Annotated in this window: 13 protein-coding genes and 1 pseudogene; 8 read left to right on the top strand and 6 right to left on the bottom strand. The window is 53.3% G+C overall.

Annotated elements, in window-relative coordinates; all coding sequences use genetic code 11:
• Window positions 1–120: 120 nt before the first annotated feature.
• Window positions 121–1,668: pseudogene (locus QTO31_RS19320) on the top strand (Calx-beta domain-containing protein); the annotation flags it as partial.
• Between the two features lie 110 nt (window positions 1,669–1,778).
• Here QTO31_RS19320 and QTO31_RS11940 read toward each other — a convergent pair.
• The 3 genes from QTO31_RS11940 to QTO31_RS11930 form a co-directional block, all read right to left on the bottom strand.
• Window positions 1,779–2,204, bottom strand: a complete 426-nt coding sequence (locus QTO31_RS11940) for a hypothetical protein (protein ID WP_301429236.1) — start codon at window positions 2,202–2,204, stop codon at window positions 1,779–1,781.
• A gap of 62 nt (window positions 2,205–2,266) precedes the next feature.
• The gene (locus QTO31_RS11935; protein WP_301429235.1) at window positions 2,267–5,269 is read right to left on the bottom strand and encodes a leucine--tRNA ligase; all 3,003 of its coding nucleotides are present in this window, start codon (window positions 5,267–5,269) and stop codon (window positions 2,267–2,269) included.
• Window positions 5,270–6,337: 1,068 nt separating this feature from the next.
• Window positions 6,338–6,523: a hypothetical protein gene (locus tag QTO31_RS11930; RefSeq protein WP_301429234.1), complete on the bottom strand. Its 186-nt coding sequence runs from the start codon at window positions 6,521–6,523 to the stop codon at window positions 6,338–6,340.
• Between the two features lie 141 nt (window positions 6,524–6,664).
• Here QTO31_RS11930 and crcB point away from each other — a divergent pair, with 141 nt between their 5' ends.
• The 4 genes from crcB to QTO31_RS11910 all read left to right on the top strand — a co-directional run bounded on the left by crcB (window position 6,665) and on the right by QTO31_RS11910 (window position 10,349).
• On the top strand, window positions 6,665–7,042 hold the full coding sequence (gene crcB, locus QTO31_RS11925; RefSeq protein WP_031460992.1) for a fluoride efflux transporter CrcB: 378 nt from the start codon (window positions 6,665–6,667) through the stop codon (window positions 7,040–7,042).
• 152 nt (window positions 7,043–7,194) lie between these two features.
• Window positions 7,195–8,520: a DUF190 domain-containing protein gene (locus QTO31_RS11920; RefSeq protein WP_301429233.1), complete on the top strand. Its 1,326-nt coding sequence runs from the start codon at window positions 7,195–7,197 to the stop codon at window positions 8,518–8,520.
• A 173-nt stretch (window positions 8,521–8,693) separates the two neighbouring features.
• Window positions 8,694–9,798, top strand: a protein-coding gene (gene prfB / locus QTO31_RS11915; protein WP_236631289.1) for a peptide chain release factor 2 whose coding sequence is annotated in 2 segments (ribosomal slippage) — window positions 8,694–8,762 and window positions 8,764–9,798 — 1,104 coding nt in all. Because the reading frame shifts where the segments join, the coding sequence is not laid out codon by codon here.
• On the top strand, window positions 9,798–10,349 hold the full coding sequence (locus QTO31_RS11910; protein ID WP_301429232.1) for an HIT family protein: 552 nt from the start codon (window positions 9,798–9,800) through the stop codon (window positions 10,347–10,349). The genes prfB and QTO31_RS11910 overlap by 1 nt, the downstream gene beginning before the upstream one ends.
• On the opposite strand, the gene QTO31_RS11905 is transcribed toward QTO31_RS11910, so the two are convergent.
• Complete coding sequence (locus QTO31_RS11905) at window positions 10,288–10,659, bottom strand: response regulator (protein WP_031460996.1); 372 nt, start codon at window positions 10,657–10,659, stop codon at window positions 10,288–10,290. The genes QTO31_RS11910 and QTO31_RS11905 overlap by 62 nt on opposite strands.
• A gap of 122 nt (window positions 10,660–10,781) precedes the next feature.
• On the opposite strand from QTO31_RS11905, the gene QTO31_RS11900 reads away from it, so the two are divergent.
• The gene (locus QTO31_RS11900) at window positions 10,782–11,216 is read left to right on the top strand and encodes an acyl-CoA thioesterase (RefSeq protein ID WP_301429231.1); all 435 of its coding nucleotides are present in this window, start codon (window positions 10,782–10,784) and stop codon (window positions 11,214–11,216) included.
• Between the two features lie 130 nt (window positions 11,217–11,346).
• Here the strand turns inward: QTO31_RS11900 and QTO31_RS11895 are convergent, their stop codons facing one another.
• Entirely contained in the window at window positions 11,347–13,389 is a 2,043-nt protein-coding gene (locus QTO31_RS11895; RefSeq protein WP_301429230.1) for a S8 family serine peptidase, read from the bottom strand.
• Between the two features lie 430 nt (window positions 13,390–13,819).
• Here QTO31_RS11895 and QTO31_RS11890 point away from each other — a divergent pair, with 430 nt between their 5' ends.
• Together QTO31_RS11890 and QTO31_RS11885 are read left to right on the top strand one after the other, a co-directional pair.
• On the top strand, window positions 13,820–17,299 hold the full coding sequence (locus QTO31_RS11890; RefSeq protein ID WP_301429229.1) for an AfsR/SARP family transcriptional regulator: 3,480 nt from the start codon (window positions 13,820–13,822) through the stop codon (window positions 17,297–17,299).
• 17 nt (window positions 17,300–17,316) lie between these two features.
• Window positions 17,317–17,736: a DUF6069 family protein gene (locus QTO31_RS11885; protein ID WP_301429228.1), complete on the top strand. Its 420-nt coding sequence runs from the start codon at window positions 17,317–17,319 to the stop codon at window positions 17,734–17,736.
• Between the two features lie 317 nt (window positions 17,737–18,053).
• Here QTO31_RS11885 and QTO31_RS11880 read toward each other — a convergent pair whose 3' ends face one another.
• Window positions 18,054–19,583, bottom strand: coding sequence for an FAD-binding domain-containing protein (locus QTO31_RS11880; RefSeq protein WP_301429227.1), 1,530 nt, complete (start codon window positions 19,581–19,583; stop codon window positions 18,054–18,056).
• Between the last annotated feature and the right edge of the window lie 82 nt (window positions 19,584–19,665).

Here is a 19,665-nt window from a genome sequence, read left to right as displayed (position 1 = left end):
AGTATTAGCGCCGCACGAGGGTGGCAGGCGTATGAACCGTTTCCGGCTAATCTGAGTTTTGCCCCACCTGACGATGACTTGCCCAACCTTGTCGCTACAGAAGTGGCGCGGCGCACGCAAATGCCGATTACTCAGACAATGCGTTCCTCGCCGGTATCAATCGTAGCAGTACCACCGCCACCCACCCGGATTGATCCTCCGACGCCGACGGTAACACCTACCCCATCTCCTACTCCGACATCAACGTCTGTTCCGGCCGGAGGTGTTTTACCCACCATATCACCGACACCTACGACAGGCGTGGTTGTGGTTGTCCCAGGGCCGACAGCAACACCGACCGCGACAAGATTGCCCGTGCCAACCCCATCACCGATACCGACGTTTGCGCCGGTTAGTACTGCAACTGCAATAGCGACGGTCGTGTCAACTGCTTCACCCACTGCGGTGCCGATTACAACTATGCCACCAACTTCAACCCCAACAGCGACGGTAACATCGACGCCACGGCCAACATCGGTACCGACACCGACGATGACTCCTTCATTGGTGCCCACGGTTGTCACCAGAGTAACGCCGACGGCTACGGCTGTGCCAACTGCTACACCAACGATAGAGCCAACATTCACACCTACTCTTACACCAACTATGACCCTAACGGCTACTGCGATGCCTGAACCAACGGCGACGCCGACGCTTGAACCGACGGCGCCACCGACCCGCGTGCCGCCAACGGCGACGCCGACGGCCACGGTGACGCCGACGCTTGAACCGACGGCGCCACCGACGCTTGAACCGACGGCGCCACCGACCCGCGTGCCGCCAACCGCGACGCCGACGGCAACCGCCACGCTTGAACCAACCGCCACGCCTGAACCAACACCGACGCCGACGGCAACCGCCACGTTCGAACCGACCGCCACGCCTGAACCAACCGCGACGCCGACGGCAACGCCAACTCCTACACCGACTCCCGTGGTAAGAGTCAGGGTTCGACCAATCGATCCAGTCAATGAGGGCAATCCTCCCACTGTTACTCGCCGTGATGTTGTTGTTGAATTACTCACCGACAATGTTATTGATGTACAGGTGACGTACAGTGTGGCTCCTGGGGGAATGTTTCCGGCAACCCCTAGCAGTGATTACCGGGTACCGAACGGAGAAACCGGTACGCTCATCTTCCCAGCCGGATCATTGGCTGGCACGACCAGGACGGTAACTATTGAAGTCAACGGTGATACCATTGCCGAAGAGGATGAAACTGTCATGTTCCAACTGACCGGTATTGTCGGTGGTGAACTGGAGAATAGCGAGCAGGTCTTAACCATTATTGATGATGATGCGGTAACGGTAAGTATCGGACCTGCTGCGGTAGAGGAGGGTAATGCAGGTACAGAGACCCAACTTGAGTTTCCAATCTTTTTAAGTAACCCTGCTCGTGAACGTTCAATACGTGTACGTTATCGAGTTGAGCCGATCTCGGCAACGCCTGATGTAGATTATCGGGCGACGACACCTGCCGAGCTGGTGATTCCACCTGATGATTCAGCGCCGGTGATCATTGTGACCGTGATTGGTGACGATACTCCTGAACCGAATGAGACTCTTCGCGTTGTTTTGGAGGGTGTGATTGGCGGCTCGCTTGGGGAGGTAACTAGTGCTATTGGAATTATTATTGATGACGATCAACTACCAGCACTTCCGAAATCGAGTCGACCTATCGGGTCAATGGAAGGGAGCAAGGGATGGAACGTTGATCAGACCTGGCGTGTGGTGAACGTTCAATCCTCGTTTTCAGGTTGGTCGGGTTGGCGAGGGAACAGAAACCATAGGCCTAGTTCAAGCGCAATTGGAATAAACGCCAGCGCAATCAGAGGTGGCCAGATTGGGCTGAGTGCAAAGTAGAGTGCAAGCGGCGGGATAGCTAAAATGATGGCAAAGACGGTCATTGCCAGATTCCCCCAACCAACAGCAGCCACGACCCCGACAACAGTCCCTACAACGATCACAGCATCGCTGCAAGTGGCGAGTGCGGGACGATTGTAACAACTGTTGAGCGCAGAAGGAACGGCTATATCGAACATTACCCCCTGCAATTCAAAAAATGTAGGGAGAAAGATTCGTCGCAACCAGAATAGCACTGCACCGAGTGCAATCACCAGATAGGCCCGCACGATGCGGTGAGTTAAAATTGGTGGTATGTTCATAGGGTAATACCAAGAGCCGTTGCTATGCAACGGCTCTGCTCATCGTCAACCGATTACAACGATTATGAACCAACAACGATGTTGACCAGACGATTAGGAACGACAATCACGCTGCGGATAGGCTTACCGTTAATGAACTGCTGCACTCGCTCATTTCCAAGCGCCAGCTCACGGAGCTGTGCCTCGTCGAGATCAACGGGAACTGTCAGTTTGCCACGCACTTTGCCATTGACCTGCACCACGATCTCGATCTCTTCTTCGGCGGCCACTGCTGGGTCGGCAACCGGCCAACGTTGCTGGTGGATGCTGTAGGGTTTACCGAGGCGTGACCACAGCTCTTCACTGATATGTGGTGTGATCGGTGCCATCAACAGCAACAAGATCTCAATCGCTTCGTGCCAGGCTGGCGTATCAACCAGACCTGCATCACGGGCGCGATAGAGGGTGTTGGTGAACTCCATCAACGCGGCAACCATCGTATTGAACTTAAAGTTCAGGATGTCACGCTCAACCCGTTGAATTGCCTGATGAGCGACGCGGCGTAACTGGCGCTCGCTCATCGTAGCGCCAGATTGACCACGCTCGGCGTTGGGGAAGAGTACAATTCGCCAGACCCGGTCGAGCCAACGTTTCACGCCAGGGACCCCATCAGTACTCCAGGGTACCGACAGCTCGAAATCGGAGATAAAGGCTTCATACCCACGTAGCGCGTCGGCGCCGTGTTCGGCAACGACTTCGTCGGGAGTGATGACGTTGCCCTTCGATTTCGACATCTTCTCAATCACGATCTCGCCGTTGACCTCGCGTGGTGGAGCCAGAATCAGACCCTGATTGCGCAGGCAGGTGAAAGGTTCAAAGAACTTGACCACGCCAAGATCGTAGAGCACCTTCGTCCAGAAGCGGGCATAGAGCAGGTGCATAACTGCATGTTCAGCACCGCCGACATACAGATCAACCGGCAACCAGTAATCAAGTGCCTCTTGACTGGCCAGCGCCTGCTGATTGTGATTGTCGGCAAAGCGTAGGAAATACCACGACGAGCAAGCGAAGGTGCCCATAGTATCGGTTTCGCGCCGACCCTTACTCCCATCGGGAAGGGTTACATTAACCCATTCGTCGATCAGCGCCAATGGTGATTCGCCCGTTGCCGTTGGTTCATAGCTCTCGACATTCGGGAGAGTCAGCGGCAGTTCGCTGTCAGCGAGCGCGATTTCCAAGCCATCTTCACGATGAATAATCGGGATAGGTGTACCCCAATAGCGTTGACGGCTGATCAGCCAGTCGCGCATCTTGTAATTGGTTCGTCCTTTCCCGATCTTTTGCTGTTCCAGATAGGCAATTGTCTGCTCGATTGCCTGATCAGCCGGGATACCATTAATAGGGCCTGAGTGAATTGGCACTCCAATGGCGTCGTGATAAATCAGATTACGATAAGCCTCAATCCGGTGTAGGTAGGCCATCGCCGTCGGCAGATGTGTATCACCAGTTGCAGTGCGCAGGCGGGCCGTGATCCGTTCATCAGCGGCGATAGAGTCCAGGGCAATCGTCTCATCGGGGAAGATAAAGAGCCACCCCGATCCGGCGACTTCTGTCCAGCCGTTGCGCAGTCGTGGTTGGATCAGCGCAGCATATTCAACCGCACGTTCACCATTCAGTTCAACCAGCAGATCACCGTTATCTTGCACGGTAACGGTAAAGCCGGCGGCCTGCAACGCAGATGCAGTATCTTCAGCAATTGTTGCTGCACGCAGGAGCGAACGGGCTGCATTGTCGGGGCGGGTAATCACCGGAATAATGGGCAGGCCGTACTTGAGAGCGAATGCGAAATCACGTTCATCGTGCGCTGGCACGGCCATAATTGCACCGGTACCATAGCCCATCAATACATAATCGGCGATCCAGATAGGAATGCGCGCCCCATTGACCGGATTTATCGCGTAGCCACCTGTCCAGACACCAGTTTTTTCTTTCTCCTCGGCAACCACAGTGGTCGTTGGTCGGTTACGGGCCTGCGCAACGTAAGCTTCGACCTGGTCGCGTTGCGCATCGGTCGTCACCTTTGCGACCAGCGGATGTTCAGGCGAGAGCACCATAAAGGTAGCGCCCCACAGCGTGTCAGGGCGTGTGGTGAAGACAATGATCGGATCACCTGCTTCGGTGTGGAAGACAACCTCTGCACCGCGAGAGCGGCCGATCCAGTTGCGCTGCATCGTCACGATCTTCGACGGCCAGTCAACCGTATCGAGATCGCGATCCAGGCGGTCAGCATAGGCAGTAATGCGGAAGAACCACTGCTTTAGCACTTTTCGTTCGACCTTTGCACCACTACGCCACGCCGTACCATCGGGCAATACCTCTTCGTTTGCCAGCACCGTCTTATCGACCGGGTCCCAGTTTACAACTGCTTCACCCCGGTACGCCAACCGAAAACGGCGCAAAATTTCTTGCCGTTGAAGTGGCGTTGCCTGTCGCCACTCTTCAGCCGTCACTTGCGGTTCGGTAAGGGATAGATCAAGACGACTGGTACCGTGTTCGGCCAGTTCTGCCTCCAGTTCACTAATCGGGCGTGCCTTATCGACCCGTCGGTCATACCAGGAGTGGTAAAGACGCAGAAAAATCCATTGGGTCCAACGGTAGTAATCGGGTTCAGACGAAGTAATCTCGCGATCCCAGTCATAGCTGAGACCGAGCATGTTCATTTGACGTTTGTAATTGGCACTGTAGCGGCGAGTGAGGACAGCCGGGTTGGTTTTTGTCTTTATGGCCGCGTTCTCGGTTGGCAAACCGAAAGCATCCCATCCCATGGGGTGCAGCACGTTGTAGCCACGCATGCGGTAAAACCGCGCCACAACGTCCGTCGGTACATAGTTCCGGCAGTGACCAACGCTGAGGCCATCGCCACTTGGATACGGGTAAAAATCGAGGACGTAATACTTTGGTTTTGACGGATCGATGGGTGGTGTGCGGTAGAGTTGATCGGCTGCCCAACGGGCCTGCCATTTGGCCTCGATGGCAGCGGGATTGTAGCGTTCAATTTGCGACGTTTCTACTTTAGCATCACTCATACAACGTTATACCTCGCAGAGATGAGCAACGGATGACAGGACAGACAAACATTCGCTGGTATTTGAAGATCATCAAGGCTAGGGTCCGCCATGCGCTCACCTCCTTTCGCCAATGTCTGACCAATCAGAGCAGGATAGATACTTGCTGAATTATAGCATTTTCTGAACATTTGATGCAAAGATGTACAGGCAATTTGGGGGACTGGGTTCTCGGCTTAGGGCGATATTCGGTAAGCGAGCGGTTTAATAACAGAGCGACACCAATGAAGATCACGCACCTGCTGCCGATGATCACAAATCACGCGGTTACCCGAGGTGTGGAATGCTGAGCCGCGTTGTGTGGCGAAGTTGAGGTGGAGGGAGGAGAAGACGATCGGCTGGCACATCCCTCCGTAGCAGATACAGACCTTCGTTCCAAGCGTGTCACATCACCGGCGCTGCGCTCTGGCCCGCTGGGTCGTGGGCGCCCTGTTGGCGAGGAGCGCCACTGATCCCGCCCTGCTGCACGCACGTGCCACCGTCGGGATGGTCCGTGCCGCACTTTGGCGGACGCCTGGCTCGCTGCTTCGGCCCACTACCCCAACGACCTACCCGTGACTGGTGTGCCGGCGGTGGTCCATCTGCTGGCGTGCGGCGCCGACCTGCGCCGCTGGATTCACGTCCACGGGACGGGCGGCCCGCTGGTGAACGGGCGAGATGCATCCACGCGGTGTGCGGACATTGTTCTGGTGCACGTGAGCGCCTGCTCTCGGGGCAGGAGCCTGTCAGTCAGCCGGGTCTCGGATGCACGAGATTCACGTGGATGAGGGATACAAACAAGAGTTGTAAAAAAGAACATCGCAATCCGTCCGCATATCATTTCATTGCAAAACCTCTAGGGCACTAGGGATGTGCCGTCATCTCGCAGCGATGGGTGGTGGAACGTTCGATGGCGTGGGCGGGATACCATCGTTTGGCGAGGAACGTATACCACCGTAATCTCGAATCAAGCGCAGCCTTTCGGTATTTTGGTGCTATCGCTATGCTTCTAAATCGACTCTATCCGAAATGTTCGTTTTTGATCACGCTCTAAATCCCCCTTTCGAGCACACGTGCAGGCCAGATGCCGATGCCATCGGCGCCATCATTGGTCAAGGCAAATCCATCACCGCCACATGGATCAGCGCTCTGCGGCACACATTCGGCACACCCGTCTGGCAACGTCATAATGACGAACACATCATCCGCACCGATGATGCTCTGGCCCGCATCCACGATGAAGAGGTTTGTTCCTTCCCCGCCGTGACGTCATCCTAACAGAGGCAGGCCGTTTTTTCTGCCGCAATATGTCATGAATTGACGTACAATAGAAGTAGTTTTATAAAGGGTTCTGCTTTGGTAGCAACGACGTGAGCAATGAACAATGTCTTAGCAATTGCACTGGGTGCTGCAATCGGCGCAAATCTGCGTTACGGGATCGGTTTATGGGCAGCTCAACGCTTGGGTACGTCTTGGCCTTACGGTACCTTTATCATCAATGTCCTGGGTTGCCTGGCAATTGGCTTTTTGCTGACACTGATAACGAATCGGTTAACCGTTAGTGAGCCGATCCGCCTGATGCTGATTACCGGTTTGTTAGGTGGATTTACTACCTTCTCGACATTTGGCTATGAGTGCTTCTCATTACTAAATACCGGTAATTGGTGGGGAGCAGTGGGCTACATGACCGGTAGTGTTGGTGGTGGGCTGCTAGCTGTTGGGCTAGGAGTAGGGCTTGGTCGCCTCTTATCTTAGGGGTCAGGTGCACTGCTTCCCGACCATCGTGTTTGTGATCGGTGGTCATCGAGCCGGTGGTCGGGCTGCAACCGTTGCACGTCAATGGAGGATGTGTTCCGCCGTATCATCGGTGGAAGAGGATGAACTCATACATAGGGAGGAGGTCTCCAATGGAGCAGACCGTGACTCAGCAACTCTGGATTTATATTGATGAAGGTGACAGCCTCCAAGGACGAACGATCGCTTCGCGTATCGTTGATACGTTGCGTGCTGCGGGCGCACCGGGTGTCACCGTTTTTCGCGGTGTTGGTGGCTATGGAACGCATGGAGTGTTTCACAGTGATCTCCTGGTAGACATTCCCAGTCGTTTACCGCTGGTGATTACCTGTATTGACCGCAGTGACCGCCTGCAACGATTGTTGCCCAAATTAAGTGAGTTAGTCCAAGAAGGGTTAATCGTGCTTTCTCCGGTGCAGGTGGTCAAGGTGGGGCGGCGGGTAGGGAGTGCCTTTCCGCCTCATCTTACCGTCGCCGATGTGATGAGTCGTGATGTCGCATCAGTACATCTGGCGACCTCGGTTGGTGATCTGGTGCGGCTGTTGCTTGAACGCGGTCTACGCGCAGTGCCGGTCGTTGACGATCATCACCATGTCGTTGGTATCGTCACTGATGGTGACCTCCTCCAGCGTGGGGTGAGTCAGCTCCCCCTGCACCTACAGCAGTTGTTGCCGGGTGCCGAGCGAGCAGCTCATCTGGCCGCAATTGCAGCCAGACCAGAACGGGCTGCTGATGTGATGACACCCAATCCAAAAACGATCAATGTCACTGCATCGCTGGCTCAGGCAGCGTTGGTGATGACCGAATGCGATCACAAGCGACTACCGGTCGTTGATAACGATGGTCGGCTGGTTGGGATGATCAGTCGGTCTGACCTGTTGCAGACGGTGGCTAACTCCTTTGTTATGGCTACCGATCTCTTGCCAGGAACGAGTCTTACCTCGGCGAAAACCGTCGGTGAGGTGATGATCCGCGATGTTCCAACGGTCAAACCGGAGACGCCGTTAGCTGAAACCCTTGATCGGATACTTTCCACACCACGTCGCCGTGTGGTGGTGATTGATGATGATCGGCGGGTGATAGGTATCATTAGCGATGGCGATATTCTCCGTCGAGCAATGCGACCGGCAGCACCGGGATTGCTCCAGCGGTTCGCGATCTGGATCGGCAGTGGTGCTCGCTCGCCAGAGCTGGAGCTGGCGTTAAAAGACCATACTGCTGCGGATGTGATGACCAGTCCGGTATTGACGGTGAATCCGGAAACGCCGATCACAGCGGCGGTAGAGTTGATGATAGAGCGACGGATCAAGCGCTTGCCGGTTGTCGATGCCCAAGGCAGGCTGGTAGGTATGGTTGGACGAGCAGCACTGTTAGGGGCGTTACTGGCGGCAGATGGTACGGTTCCACAAACAGGTAAAGAGGAATCACCTTCTACCTGACGTTTCTGCTTGTGCCTATCCGGGAGTCCTGTCGTAGAGACGAAGTTCAACGTGACGACGAGTCATAGGTTTAAGCAGCGGTTGATCACCGTCTCACGCTTACCTGAGCTGTGGTACCATAGAGAGCGGAAGAACGATCAAAATCTTTCTGTCAAAATAAACCAGAGGGTACTATGCTGACCGAACTACAAGACAAGTTAGAAACAGTTCGTGAACGGTTTGCCAATCTACGGGGGCACCTTTGACTTGGCGGCAAAACAAGCCGAGATTGAACAATTAGAAGCCCGTGCTGCCGATCCCGATCTATGGAATACACCGCGGACAGCACAAGAGATCATGCAGCGGCTGACCCGCTTAAAAGAAGAGGTTACGTCATGGGATGCCCTCGAACGGCGGATAACGAGTGTTGCCGAACTGATCGAGTTGGCCGAAGGGGAAGGAGATGATTCGCTGAGCAATGAACTGGCTGCTGAAGTGCACGCCATTCAGCAAGAGGTTGCTCAGCGTGAACTTGAAATTCTCCTTAGCGGCCCGTATGATGACCGCGATGCCTTTTTATCGGTGCAGGCCGGTATGGGTGGTACTGATGCCCAAGACTGGGCAGCAATGCTATTGCGAATGTACACGCGCTGGGCTGAACGCCGGGGCTATACCGTCAATCTGATTGATCTGAGCGAGGGTGAAGAGGCAGGGATCAAGAGTGCAACCATTGAAATTCGTGGCCCCTATGCTTATGGTTATGCCCGTGCTGAAGCAGGAATTCACCGTCTGATCCGGTTATCGCCCTTCAATGCGGCCCATACGCGCCAGACCAGCTTTGCTCGCGTGGAGGTCATGCCAGAGGTTGACGATGCGCCTGAAGTCGAGATTAAGCCCGAAGATTTGCGCATCGATGTCTTCCGTAGTGCGGGTCATGGTGGGCAAGGTGTGAATACAACCGACTCGGCGGTACGAATTACTCACCTGCCAACCGGTATTGTTGTCACCTGTCAAAATGAGCGCTCACAGATTCAAAACCGCGAGCTTGCGCTGCGGGTCTTGCGAGCACGGTTGCTCGAACGCGAATTACAGCGTCAGGCTGAAGAGCGGGCACGCCTGCGGGGCGAATATCGTGAGGCGGCGTTTGGTAATCAGATGCGAACGTACTATCTGCATCCTTCAACACTGGTGAAGGATCACCGTACCGATTATGAAACAAGTAATGTGCAGGCTGTGCTCGACGGCGAGATCGATCCGTTTATTGAAGCCTTTCTGCGGGCAAACGTGCGGGAGTCGTGATGGAAATCAAATATACGCCGTGGCGTATGCGTTACATCAAGCGGGGCGATGTCTCCGATGAAGGGTGTGTCTTTTGTGCGATAGCGGCTGCTAATGGTTCTGATGATGCCAAACGGCTCGTACTTCATCGTGGGCAGTACTGTTTTGTGGTAATGAATCTTTACCCATACAATACTGCGCACCTCATGGTTGTTCCCTACAACCACATTGCCGATCTCACTGCGCTCGATCAGGCGGTTGCTACTGAATTATTCAGTCTGACGCAGCGTAGTGTAGCGATCCTTCAGACCGAGTACGCCCCCCACGGTTTCAACCTGGGTATGAACCTGGGACGTGTCGCAGGAGCAGGTATCGCCGATCATCTGCATATGCACATCGTACCGCGTTGGAACGGTGATACTAACTTTATGCCGGTGATCGGCGATACAAAACTGATCCCTGAGTCGCTTGACGAAACCTATCATCGGCTCCGTCCGCATTTCGCAGCACTTAGCTTAGCGTTCGATCAATCAGCTCAACCAGATGATGCACCTCGAACGGCTTCTGAATAATCACCGCGCCTTCAGCTTCAAGATCGGCAAACCACGGTTTACGGTTGAGCGCCGTTATCAAAAAGATCGGGATGCCGTCATCTTGCAAGCGTTCCTTGATTCGTTGGAAAGTCTCAACACCATCCATATTAGGCATCATAATATCACTGATAACCAGGCTGGGTGAGATGTGTTCCAGCATACGAAGTCCTTCGAGGCCATCGCGGGCGAGAACGACTTCATAACCGGCATTACGAAGTGCGATAGAGAGAATATTCTGTAGACCGAGATCGTCGTCGATAATGAAGATTGTCCCCTTACTTGCTGGCATATCGGTTTCCTTACCGGTTTTTTAAGAAGCTGTACTGGGATAGGTTGGAGTGGTCTGGTGTCATATTGGACGCCATTATACCAGAGAGTAACAGATAGATATTCAATCATGAGGAGCGAGGCATGAGCCATTCAGTACCGGCGGTATTAGCTGAATATCCCTTTCACTATCGCATTGAAGTTCGCTTTCGCGATCTTGATGCACTCGGTCATGTGAATAATGCGGTCTACGCTACCTATTTTGAATCGGCGCGGATCGCTTACTATCAGCGACTGGTTGGTGGTTCCCTTGATCGCTTGGGGATTATTCTGGCCGAATTGACGATCAGTTACAAAGCACCAGCCCATTTTGGTGATGAGTTGTTGGTTGGGGTGCGGGTTAGTAAGATTGGCGGCAAGAGTTTTACAATGGATTACGCAATTGCCCGGGTTGGCGACGGTGCTCTGATCGCGACCGGACAGTCGGTATTGGTCGCGTATGATTATGCTGCTGGACGCAGTGTGCCCGTAAGCGACGAATTCCGGGCGCGGGTGGCTGAATTCCAGGGCGAGCGATAGGCACAGGTTTGCGGCATCACCTGGATACGCAGACCGCCAGCTCGCACAGTGATGCGGGCTGGCGGAATTGATGAGCTATTGTCACATCTGATCAGAGTGCCGTGTTAACATAAGGAGAGTGAATGTATCGCTACCGGCTTACAATCGGTATGTACGTAGAATGAGGATGCACACTGGTTACGACGCTAAACGGACATACCAGCGAGTATTCTTGAGGCCCTTGCGGAATACTACTCCCTGACACCCGTACTGTCCATGCACCGGCAGCCGCGTTCGTGATCACTATCTGTTCAATGGTGTCGATGTTGTTTGTGCCTTGCGAAGCTGGATTTGCCGGGTTATTCTTATCGAGAATCCAGGGTTGGTATGAGGTAAGATCGGGGCCTATCAGCAGTAAATCAAGATTATTAATGAGCGTCTGACTGGCTGGAAGTGTTGCCGGGATGTCATCCCAGACCAGGGTGCATTTGAGAGAGCCGCCAGGGTGAGAGATGGTATACTCTTGCGTTTGCCCACTCTCAATCGATGCGGTTCTGATATAGCTCGATTGAGCAGCACTAGTAGTGGTTGTGATAACGTTGATGGCTGCCAGTGCATCAACATGTCCGTACCCAAACCGATAATCAGGGCCAGGATTACCTAAATCTTCAGCAGTATGTACCAACACTGCACGCAGCGTTGAGGGCAGGGGATCAGCATTGTAGGTCAGATTATATGCTTCCAGCATTAAGCCGAGAATCCCTGAAACTGCTGGTGTCGCCATTGAGGTGCCGCACCATCCACTTCCACCATAGGTTTGTCCGGGCAAGGTAGACCAGATGGCATTTTCACCATTTGCTTCACAACCTGGTGCTACAATTGTGGGATTTACCCGACCATCTTCAGTTGGACCGAACGAACTAAAGTTAGTCATTGATTTATCATCAGAGTTGGTTGCACCGACGGCAATCACATTCTTTCCCATTGCACCCCCACTTGAGGTACGCCAGCCATCGGGGCAATAGCTCTGTTCGTTACCATTGGCGAATGCGACGTAAATCTTTTTGGTCACTGTGTTAGAGAAGGTCCCACGTACCAGGGCATCAAAATCTGCTGCAGTCTGATCATAGACACCGAGCACTGTTGTATCGCAAGCGCCGGGGTCAGGTCCCCAAGAGTTCTGGGAAATATCTAGATTATACGTTTGAATAGCCTGAATGACCTCATCAGCCGCATTTTCAACGTCATACGATAAGACGGTTGCCTGATCGGCATGGCCGCGCAGATCACGCCCTTCAGGGCTACCTGTACCGCTACCGGCGGCTGTTCCGGCGACATGAGTAGCATGATCGTTGGTGCCGGCGGGTCCACTACATCCATTTGAGGTTGAAGTGGGATCGCCAATCGTTAGGCGACCACTAAAACCGGGATGGTTGCTTTCTACCCATCCACAATCCCATACTCCAATGACAATACTACCAGGTGCTGATGCTGGATTACCGTGATAACCGGCCTGGTGAACCAGGTTTGTCTTGGTAGCGTTTCGACCACCATCATTTTTCGGTCTGAATGGTCCAGGCCAGGCGTCGATCCAAAAGACGCTATCCATCTGACTCAGTGCCGTGAGGGTGACAACACTGGGTAGATGCGCAAGGATATAGTGGCGCTCAGCGACTACTTTTTCGACGTTGCCACCAAATTGCCTGACGAGATCGCTGATCGTTTCGACATCAACATCTGGATAGGTTGCTATCAGTACCGGTAGTGGCTGTTGGTCACGGTAGTCGGTCAGTCGTGGTGATAGTTTGTCAGTTTGGCGAATGGCGGCAATAGCACGTATTCCATCTGGTAAGGTTGACAACTGGAGCCATGTAATCGGGATAGACGCAAACCATGCGTTATCTGGTACGTATGCCAATAGTTTGAGACCAGCTTGAGAGAGTGTAGCTTGCTCAGCAGGTGTTGGCAGACGTTCAAACTGTACTAAAACATGCGTGCGTTGCTCTGATGCCGTCGTACTTTGCAAGCTGACAAGTGATCGTTCACTAACAGGAAAACCAGGTTGTGGGCTAAATTCACGGGCACGCAAGCGGATCAATGGCGCTGCTGGCGCCATTAGGGAGAATGCTGGAAGAGTAGTGAAGATGAGTCCGATGACTGCGAAGATTAGCAAGGTTGGTGTCCGTTGTCGCATGATTTTGCATCCTCTCTTTAACTGGCTAGCCATTTCTGTCGTGGTGCGCTTGCGGATCGTCAATGAATACGTATGAGTCGGGTTTCCTCTTTGGTCAAAGTTCTTCCTCCCCAACACTATGTTCACGTACAGATATTCGGTTGGAAAACCGTTCTATCAGACGTATTGAGAACAATGGTCGGAATAGCGACGAAGGTAATGAAACACCGGTATGGTAAGGCGGGATAAGCGGGTTGATCTGTCTATGCGTTGCTCGCCCTCCTTGCTCATCAGGCGTTGTGTGTTGATAGAGCAAACATGTTGTTCGACAACTGAAGTATGATGACCAAACAACGATTATAGAGCGTTCACCTCCTCTCAAGGTTATCGTCATAAGTTCTAACAGGTTGTATAATGGAAGAACGTAACAAAATCATTACAGAAGATCCCAATGACGACATGGCACGTACAACTACTAGGTGGGTTTGACATTCGCTGTAATGGCATCTCACTAAGCAGTGCTTTTCAAACAGATAATGCTCGTTTGCTATTCACCTGGTTATGCTTTCATCAGCGACAGGCGGTGCGACGCGAGACGTTAATCGGCTTGTTTTGGCCTGATCGACCACAAGCAGCCGCCCAAAACACGCTGCGCGTTACCCTCAGTCGTATCCGTCGGGCGTTGGGGAAAGCCAGTTCTTTGCTTTATACTAGTGCACAGACGGTAACGCTCAACGTTCCGCCAGTTTGGCAGGTTGATGCACTCCAGTTTGAGCAGATTGTGACCACGATCCATTCACACAATCATCGCTCAATACCCGGTTGTCGCCATTGCCAGGAGCTGTTACAGACAGCAGAGACCCTGTATCAGGGTGAGTTTATAGCCGGTTTTACACCAGAAAGTGAACCTCTGTTTGATTGGTATACCCGTCAACGCGAGTATTTTCATCGCTCGTTTCTTTCGGTTCTGGCACAGTTGGGGGAGTATGCTCTTCGTGCCCACGACTGGCATAGCGTGCTGACATATGCCACCCGTCAATTGGAAGCTGAGCCGTGGCACGAATCGGCTCATCGGCAATTAATGTTAGCTTTAGCGCGTCAGGGCCAACGGGCATCGGCGCTGGCTCAATATCAGAACTGTTGCAAAATCTTACAGCAGGAGTTGGGTGTCGAACCAGAACCGGTAACTCAGGAGCTAGCGGTAGCAATTCGTGAAGGGGGTCTCCCAGATGATCCTTCGTACCTGACGTCACGGCGTCAGGCAATGGCTCTTGATCAGCTTCCTTTGGTTGGTCGTGAGCAGGAAATTCAAACTCTGACCGATCTTATCAATCGGCCAGATTTGCAATTAATCACGGTAGTTGGTGAAGGTGGCGTTGGTAAAACCCGTCTGGCGATTCGGGCTGCGCAATTGATGCGTTTTGCCTTCCCTGATGGGGTATGCTATATATTCCTGCATCCTGAAGATGGTTTTGCTGCGAATATCGGTTTGCTGACGTTGAATCCGGTACAATACCTGGCCCACTGTATTGCTACCACTTGTGAGATCGCTCTGAATGAACGGCAGAGTACGGAAGCTCAGGTGATTGCAGCACTTCAGAATCGGGCATGTTTACTGGTGTTCGATAGTTTTGAACATGTGGTAACAGCCAGTCTTTTCTTAAAAGAGCTGCTGAGTGCAGCAACACAATGTGTTGCGCTGGTTACCTCGCGACAACGTCTCTATCTACGGCAAGAGCATGTGCTGCATCTGGCCCCACTATCAACGACTTCCACTGCTCAGCAGGTGAGTCCTGGCGCTCGTATGTTTGTAGAGTTGGCCCGCCGTCAGGGAATGACGTTTACCACAGCAGACGAGTATTGCGATATTGATCAGGTCTGTAGTGCGCTGTCTGGCTTACCGTTAGGCATCGAGTTGGCGGTTGCATGCTTGAACAGTATGAACCTGACGACATTACGTCAGACAGTTTTCCGTAGCGTGAAGTCACTGAACAGTCCGATCCTTGATGTTCCTGGCCGGCATCGTAGTTTGCAAGCCGTTTTTGAATCGACCTGGAATAGTCTGTCTGAAGCGAATCGTCAGACGCTGGCGATGTTGAGTGTGGTGAATGCTGCCTGCCCGCTTGCCGCAGCGCTGGCAATCACCGAGAGCGAACAGGCGCTTGCTGAACTGATTGAATTATCTCTGGTACATCATCTCGCTGAAGACCGCATCTGGTTGCATGAGTACGTCCGTCAGTTTGCCAGCGAGAAACTGGCGCAGGACTTCGATCATGCAAACTTCCGCGAAGTAGCTTATCGTCGCCATGCCCACTGGTTTTTGCGATGGTTGACCAGTTCTCGGTCTGATCTGCGTGGGCCGCAGAGCTTTGAGATTCGTGAGAATCTGGCCGCTAATCTCATCGACATTGAAGCAGCCTGGCATTGGGCACTTGTCCATGCCGAGTGGGATTTGGTCGCTAACGCAGCGTTAGCCTATGAAGACCTCTATCGCTTGATGGGGCGTTTTGTTGCCGGTGTCGAACGATTCCAGCAGAGTCTGGCTTATGTCACGAATCCTATCACATCGTCTGCCAAACGTTTGCGCGCCTCGTTACTGTCAGGGTATGTTTCGTTGCAACGTTTACGCTCTGGTCATCAGCATGTTTTCAGCGTGACAGCAGAAGCGTTAGCACTCGCCGAACAGCTTGCCGACCCCTTGTTACAGGCAATGATCAAGTGTCAGTCCGGGATGCTGAATACTCTGGCCGGTGATCACGAACAAGGTCAGCAGGAGTTCTTACAAGCGCTTGCGCTACTCAATGGCCCCAATGGCACATTCCATGATACCGATGCTCTATTGATCATCGCAACGTGTCTACGCTCGCTGAGCGAGATCGATTTGCGCCTCGGCAATCTTGAGGCGGCCACCGATTTTGCCCAGCGAGCTATGGCAGTTTGCCAGCAGACTCATGATCATCTGGCAATAGCCCGTTGTTTTGAAACGCTCAGTAATGTTGTGAGTGCACAGGGAAAACTTGAGGAGTCTGATCACTATCTGCGTCAGGCCCTCGATATATATCAGCGCCTGCGCGTGACCTATCAGAAAACCCGTGTTCTCGATCTGCTAGCGCAAAATGCCGATGCCCGTGGTGATTATGCACTGGCGCAACGCTACTATTTTCAGGGGCTGGCACTGGCGCGTGAGAGTGGAGATCGTGATGCAGAAATTATTGCCCGTATCAACTTGGGAATTTCGGCTGATTTTATGGGCAATTATGATCAGGCTCTTGAGCATACTCGGCTTGCATTAGCCCTTTCTGAGTTGGTCAGTGATCGCAGGCATCGTACTACTATTACTGCGAACCTCAGCCTATACGCTCACCACAATCAGCGTCATAACCTGGCGCTGTCTTATGCGCAAGCGACCATTGAACAGGCACAGCGCAGTGGCTTACGAGAGCTGGAAGGGTATGGGTACGACTTTCAAGGTCATGCTCTCCTGGCGCTGCATCACCTCGATGAAGCTGAGCTTTCTTACCAGAAGGCGCTGCATATTCGTCAGCAATTCAATAACCCGGCGCTGGTGCTCGAATCACAAGCCGGTTTAACCCGTGTCGCCCTGGCGCGTCACGATACCACTGAGGCGTTGCGACGTGCCTTACCGATTGTTGATCATTTACTGGCCGGTGGGCATCTTAACGGCGCAGAGGAGACACTACGTATCTACTGGACAGTGTATCAGGCGCTGATGCTCAATGCGGATGCACGTGCCAGCGCTATTCTAGCGTTAGGCTATCATCTGATTCAAGAGCGAGCGGATAGGCTGAGCGATCCGCGTCAACGCTCGATCTATCTCAATATCGATGTGCATCGTCAGATCGTAGCTACCTATCAGGCTCAAATTGGTCAGTCTGATCGGCCAATGTCATCTCATATGTCGGTAGCTTGAGCTACTCTGGAGGTGCTATGAATCGCTTTGATCGTCACATCAACCCGCGCCTGCTACCGAAGGCTGCGCTCATTGGGGCTGTGATTGGTGTTGTAGCTAATCTGATCGTGTATGCTGCAGCACGTGCCGGTGGCCTTGAGTTTAGTGCGCCAGTACCACCTACCAATCAACCAATGCCCTTACCGGTCGTCGCGGTTGTTGTCGCTACTGTTATACCGGCGATTGGTGCGGCTGTGTTACTGGCACTGCTCAATCGGTTTACCTCGCGACCATTGCGTGTGTTTCTGATCTGTGCAGGAGTTGTATTAGTACTCTCGTTTGCCGGGCCTTTTACTTTGCCTGTTAGTCTGCTCGAACAAATGATTCTCAACCTGATGCATGTGATTGCAGCAGGCGCCATTGTTTGGGCACTCGTGAATTATACGGTAGAGAAATAAGCGCCTGTCCGAACAATGCTGTTGCGGGAAACGAAGGTCAGCAAATGAGGTTGCCCCTCATCAGATCGGAGGGCATCCGAAAGTGTCATTTTCTACAATCCGCGACGACGTTCGGGTACCGAATAGGCATCGGCCGTTCGGCAACCGTTGGATGTATCTGTAGGAGCAGGGCGCTGCCTCGCCTCAAGTCCCGAGTGGAGCCTTTATCCAGAAAGTTCTACACAAAATCGAATCCGCTCGTCAGTTGTTTGCTCGTCCTTTCTCCCACTTTCAATCCTATCGAGCAATCTTCTCTTGCATAGTCGTAGTGTTCGCGATTACAAGTCGAGTCTGAGCTGACGATCGGTAACAGTGCCGGATGTACGCCTACGAGTTGCTTGCCAGCGCCGCGAACCGTGGCGCTGATGTACCGCGGCTGCTTCTTGCGCCGTTTCTGGTCGGGCACGTACTGCCGCGATTGCTGCCCGCGCTCGCCGGTAGGCAACGTCGTGGTCAACGATTGGTGCTGGATAGTCGCGCCCAATCCGACATCCGGCACGCTCCTGGCTGCTACGGTCAAGCAGCCATGGGGTGTGAATGTACGCAGTCGGAATGTTTGCCAGCTCAGGTACCCAACGCCGGATGAAGATGCCCTCTGGATCGTGATCAATACTCTGTTTGATCGGATTGTAAATACGAATGGTACGATTTCCTGACGTACCGGCCTGCATCTGCATCTGACAGTAATGAATGCCCGGTTCATAGTCGATCCAGCGCCGGGCCAAAATGAGCGCCGGTTCGCGCCAGTGTTGCCAGAGATCGTAGGCAACAAAACTGACCAGCATTGCCCGCATCCGAAAATTGAGCCATCCCGTAGCAGTGAGTGCACGCATACAGGCATCAACAAATGGATAACCGGTGCGCCCAGCAGCCCACGCTACCATCAGGTCAGGGCGATAGTGTTCCTCGCGCATGCCGTCATACGCTCGCACCAGATTGCGAATCTCTATTTCGGGTTCATCTTCAAGTTTCTGGATGAAGTGACAACGCCAGTGCAAACGCGACTCAAACGCAGTGAGTGCCCGTAGCCACGATCGTTCTTCTGGGGCAGCATTGGCGTTAAGTTCGGCAATGCGTTGACGTGTCTTTTGAACCACTGTGCGGATCGATAATGCACCCCAAGTTAGATAGGCGCTCAAGCGTGAACAACCTTCCCATGCCGTTAGTGGGCTGGAGAGTGCCCGGTGGTAGTGGCGGCTGCGGCGGTAGAGAAAATCGTCCAGGAGCCTTAGCGCGGCTGTTTCACCGGGTGGTTGGTGTTCGGTAAGGGTGTCAGGCGGCAATGAGAGATCATGCGTGGTTGGAATTACCCCTGGCTCAATTGCGAGTGATGGTAAGACCGTTGGTGGGCGGGCCGGTGTTGCGCTCATACGCTCTTCCCAGTGGGCCTGCCACTCATCACGTGATGATAGGCGGCGCACAACGCCATTTTGGGGCAGCTCATAAAACGGAATTCCGCGTGTTCGTGCCCATCGCCGCACGGCCCGGTCACGGGCATAGCTCAATAGATTTCCCGTTTCTTCGTGGGCCCAGATCGCTTCGACAGGCCATTCCCGTGTCAGTTGGTCGAGAACATCAACAGCTTCACCTACGCGCACGACCAGGGGTTGACCGAGCCTTGCCAGAGCGGTGCGTAGTTCGTGGAGGCATCCGCGAATGAATGTCCAATGCCGGGTTGCGAAATCAGGTGCATGCACGAGCGATGGCTCGACGATGTAGAGTGGGAATACCGGGCCACGTGCGGCAGCAGCACTTAATGCCGGGTGATCGTGAATGCGCAGATCGCGTTTGAACCAGACAAGCTGCATAATGTATCGAAGGGCGGAATAACATAACATGATACCTACACCATGTATGGTATCACGGTTTCAGTGTTGCAGACAGGTTATG

It is taken from the genome of Chloroflexus sp. MS-CIW-1 (assembly GCF_030444705.1).
GTDB lineage: Bacteria > Chloroflexota > Chloroflexia > Chloroflexales > Chloroflexaceae > Chloroflexus.
Note: the sequence above shows the minus strand (reverse complement) of the source record. Positions and strands in the feature narration are given on the sequence as shown.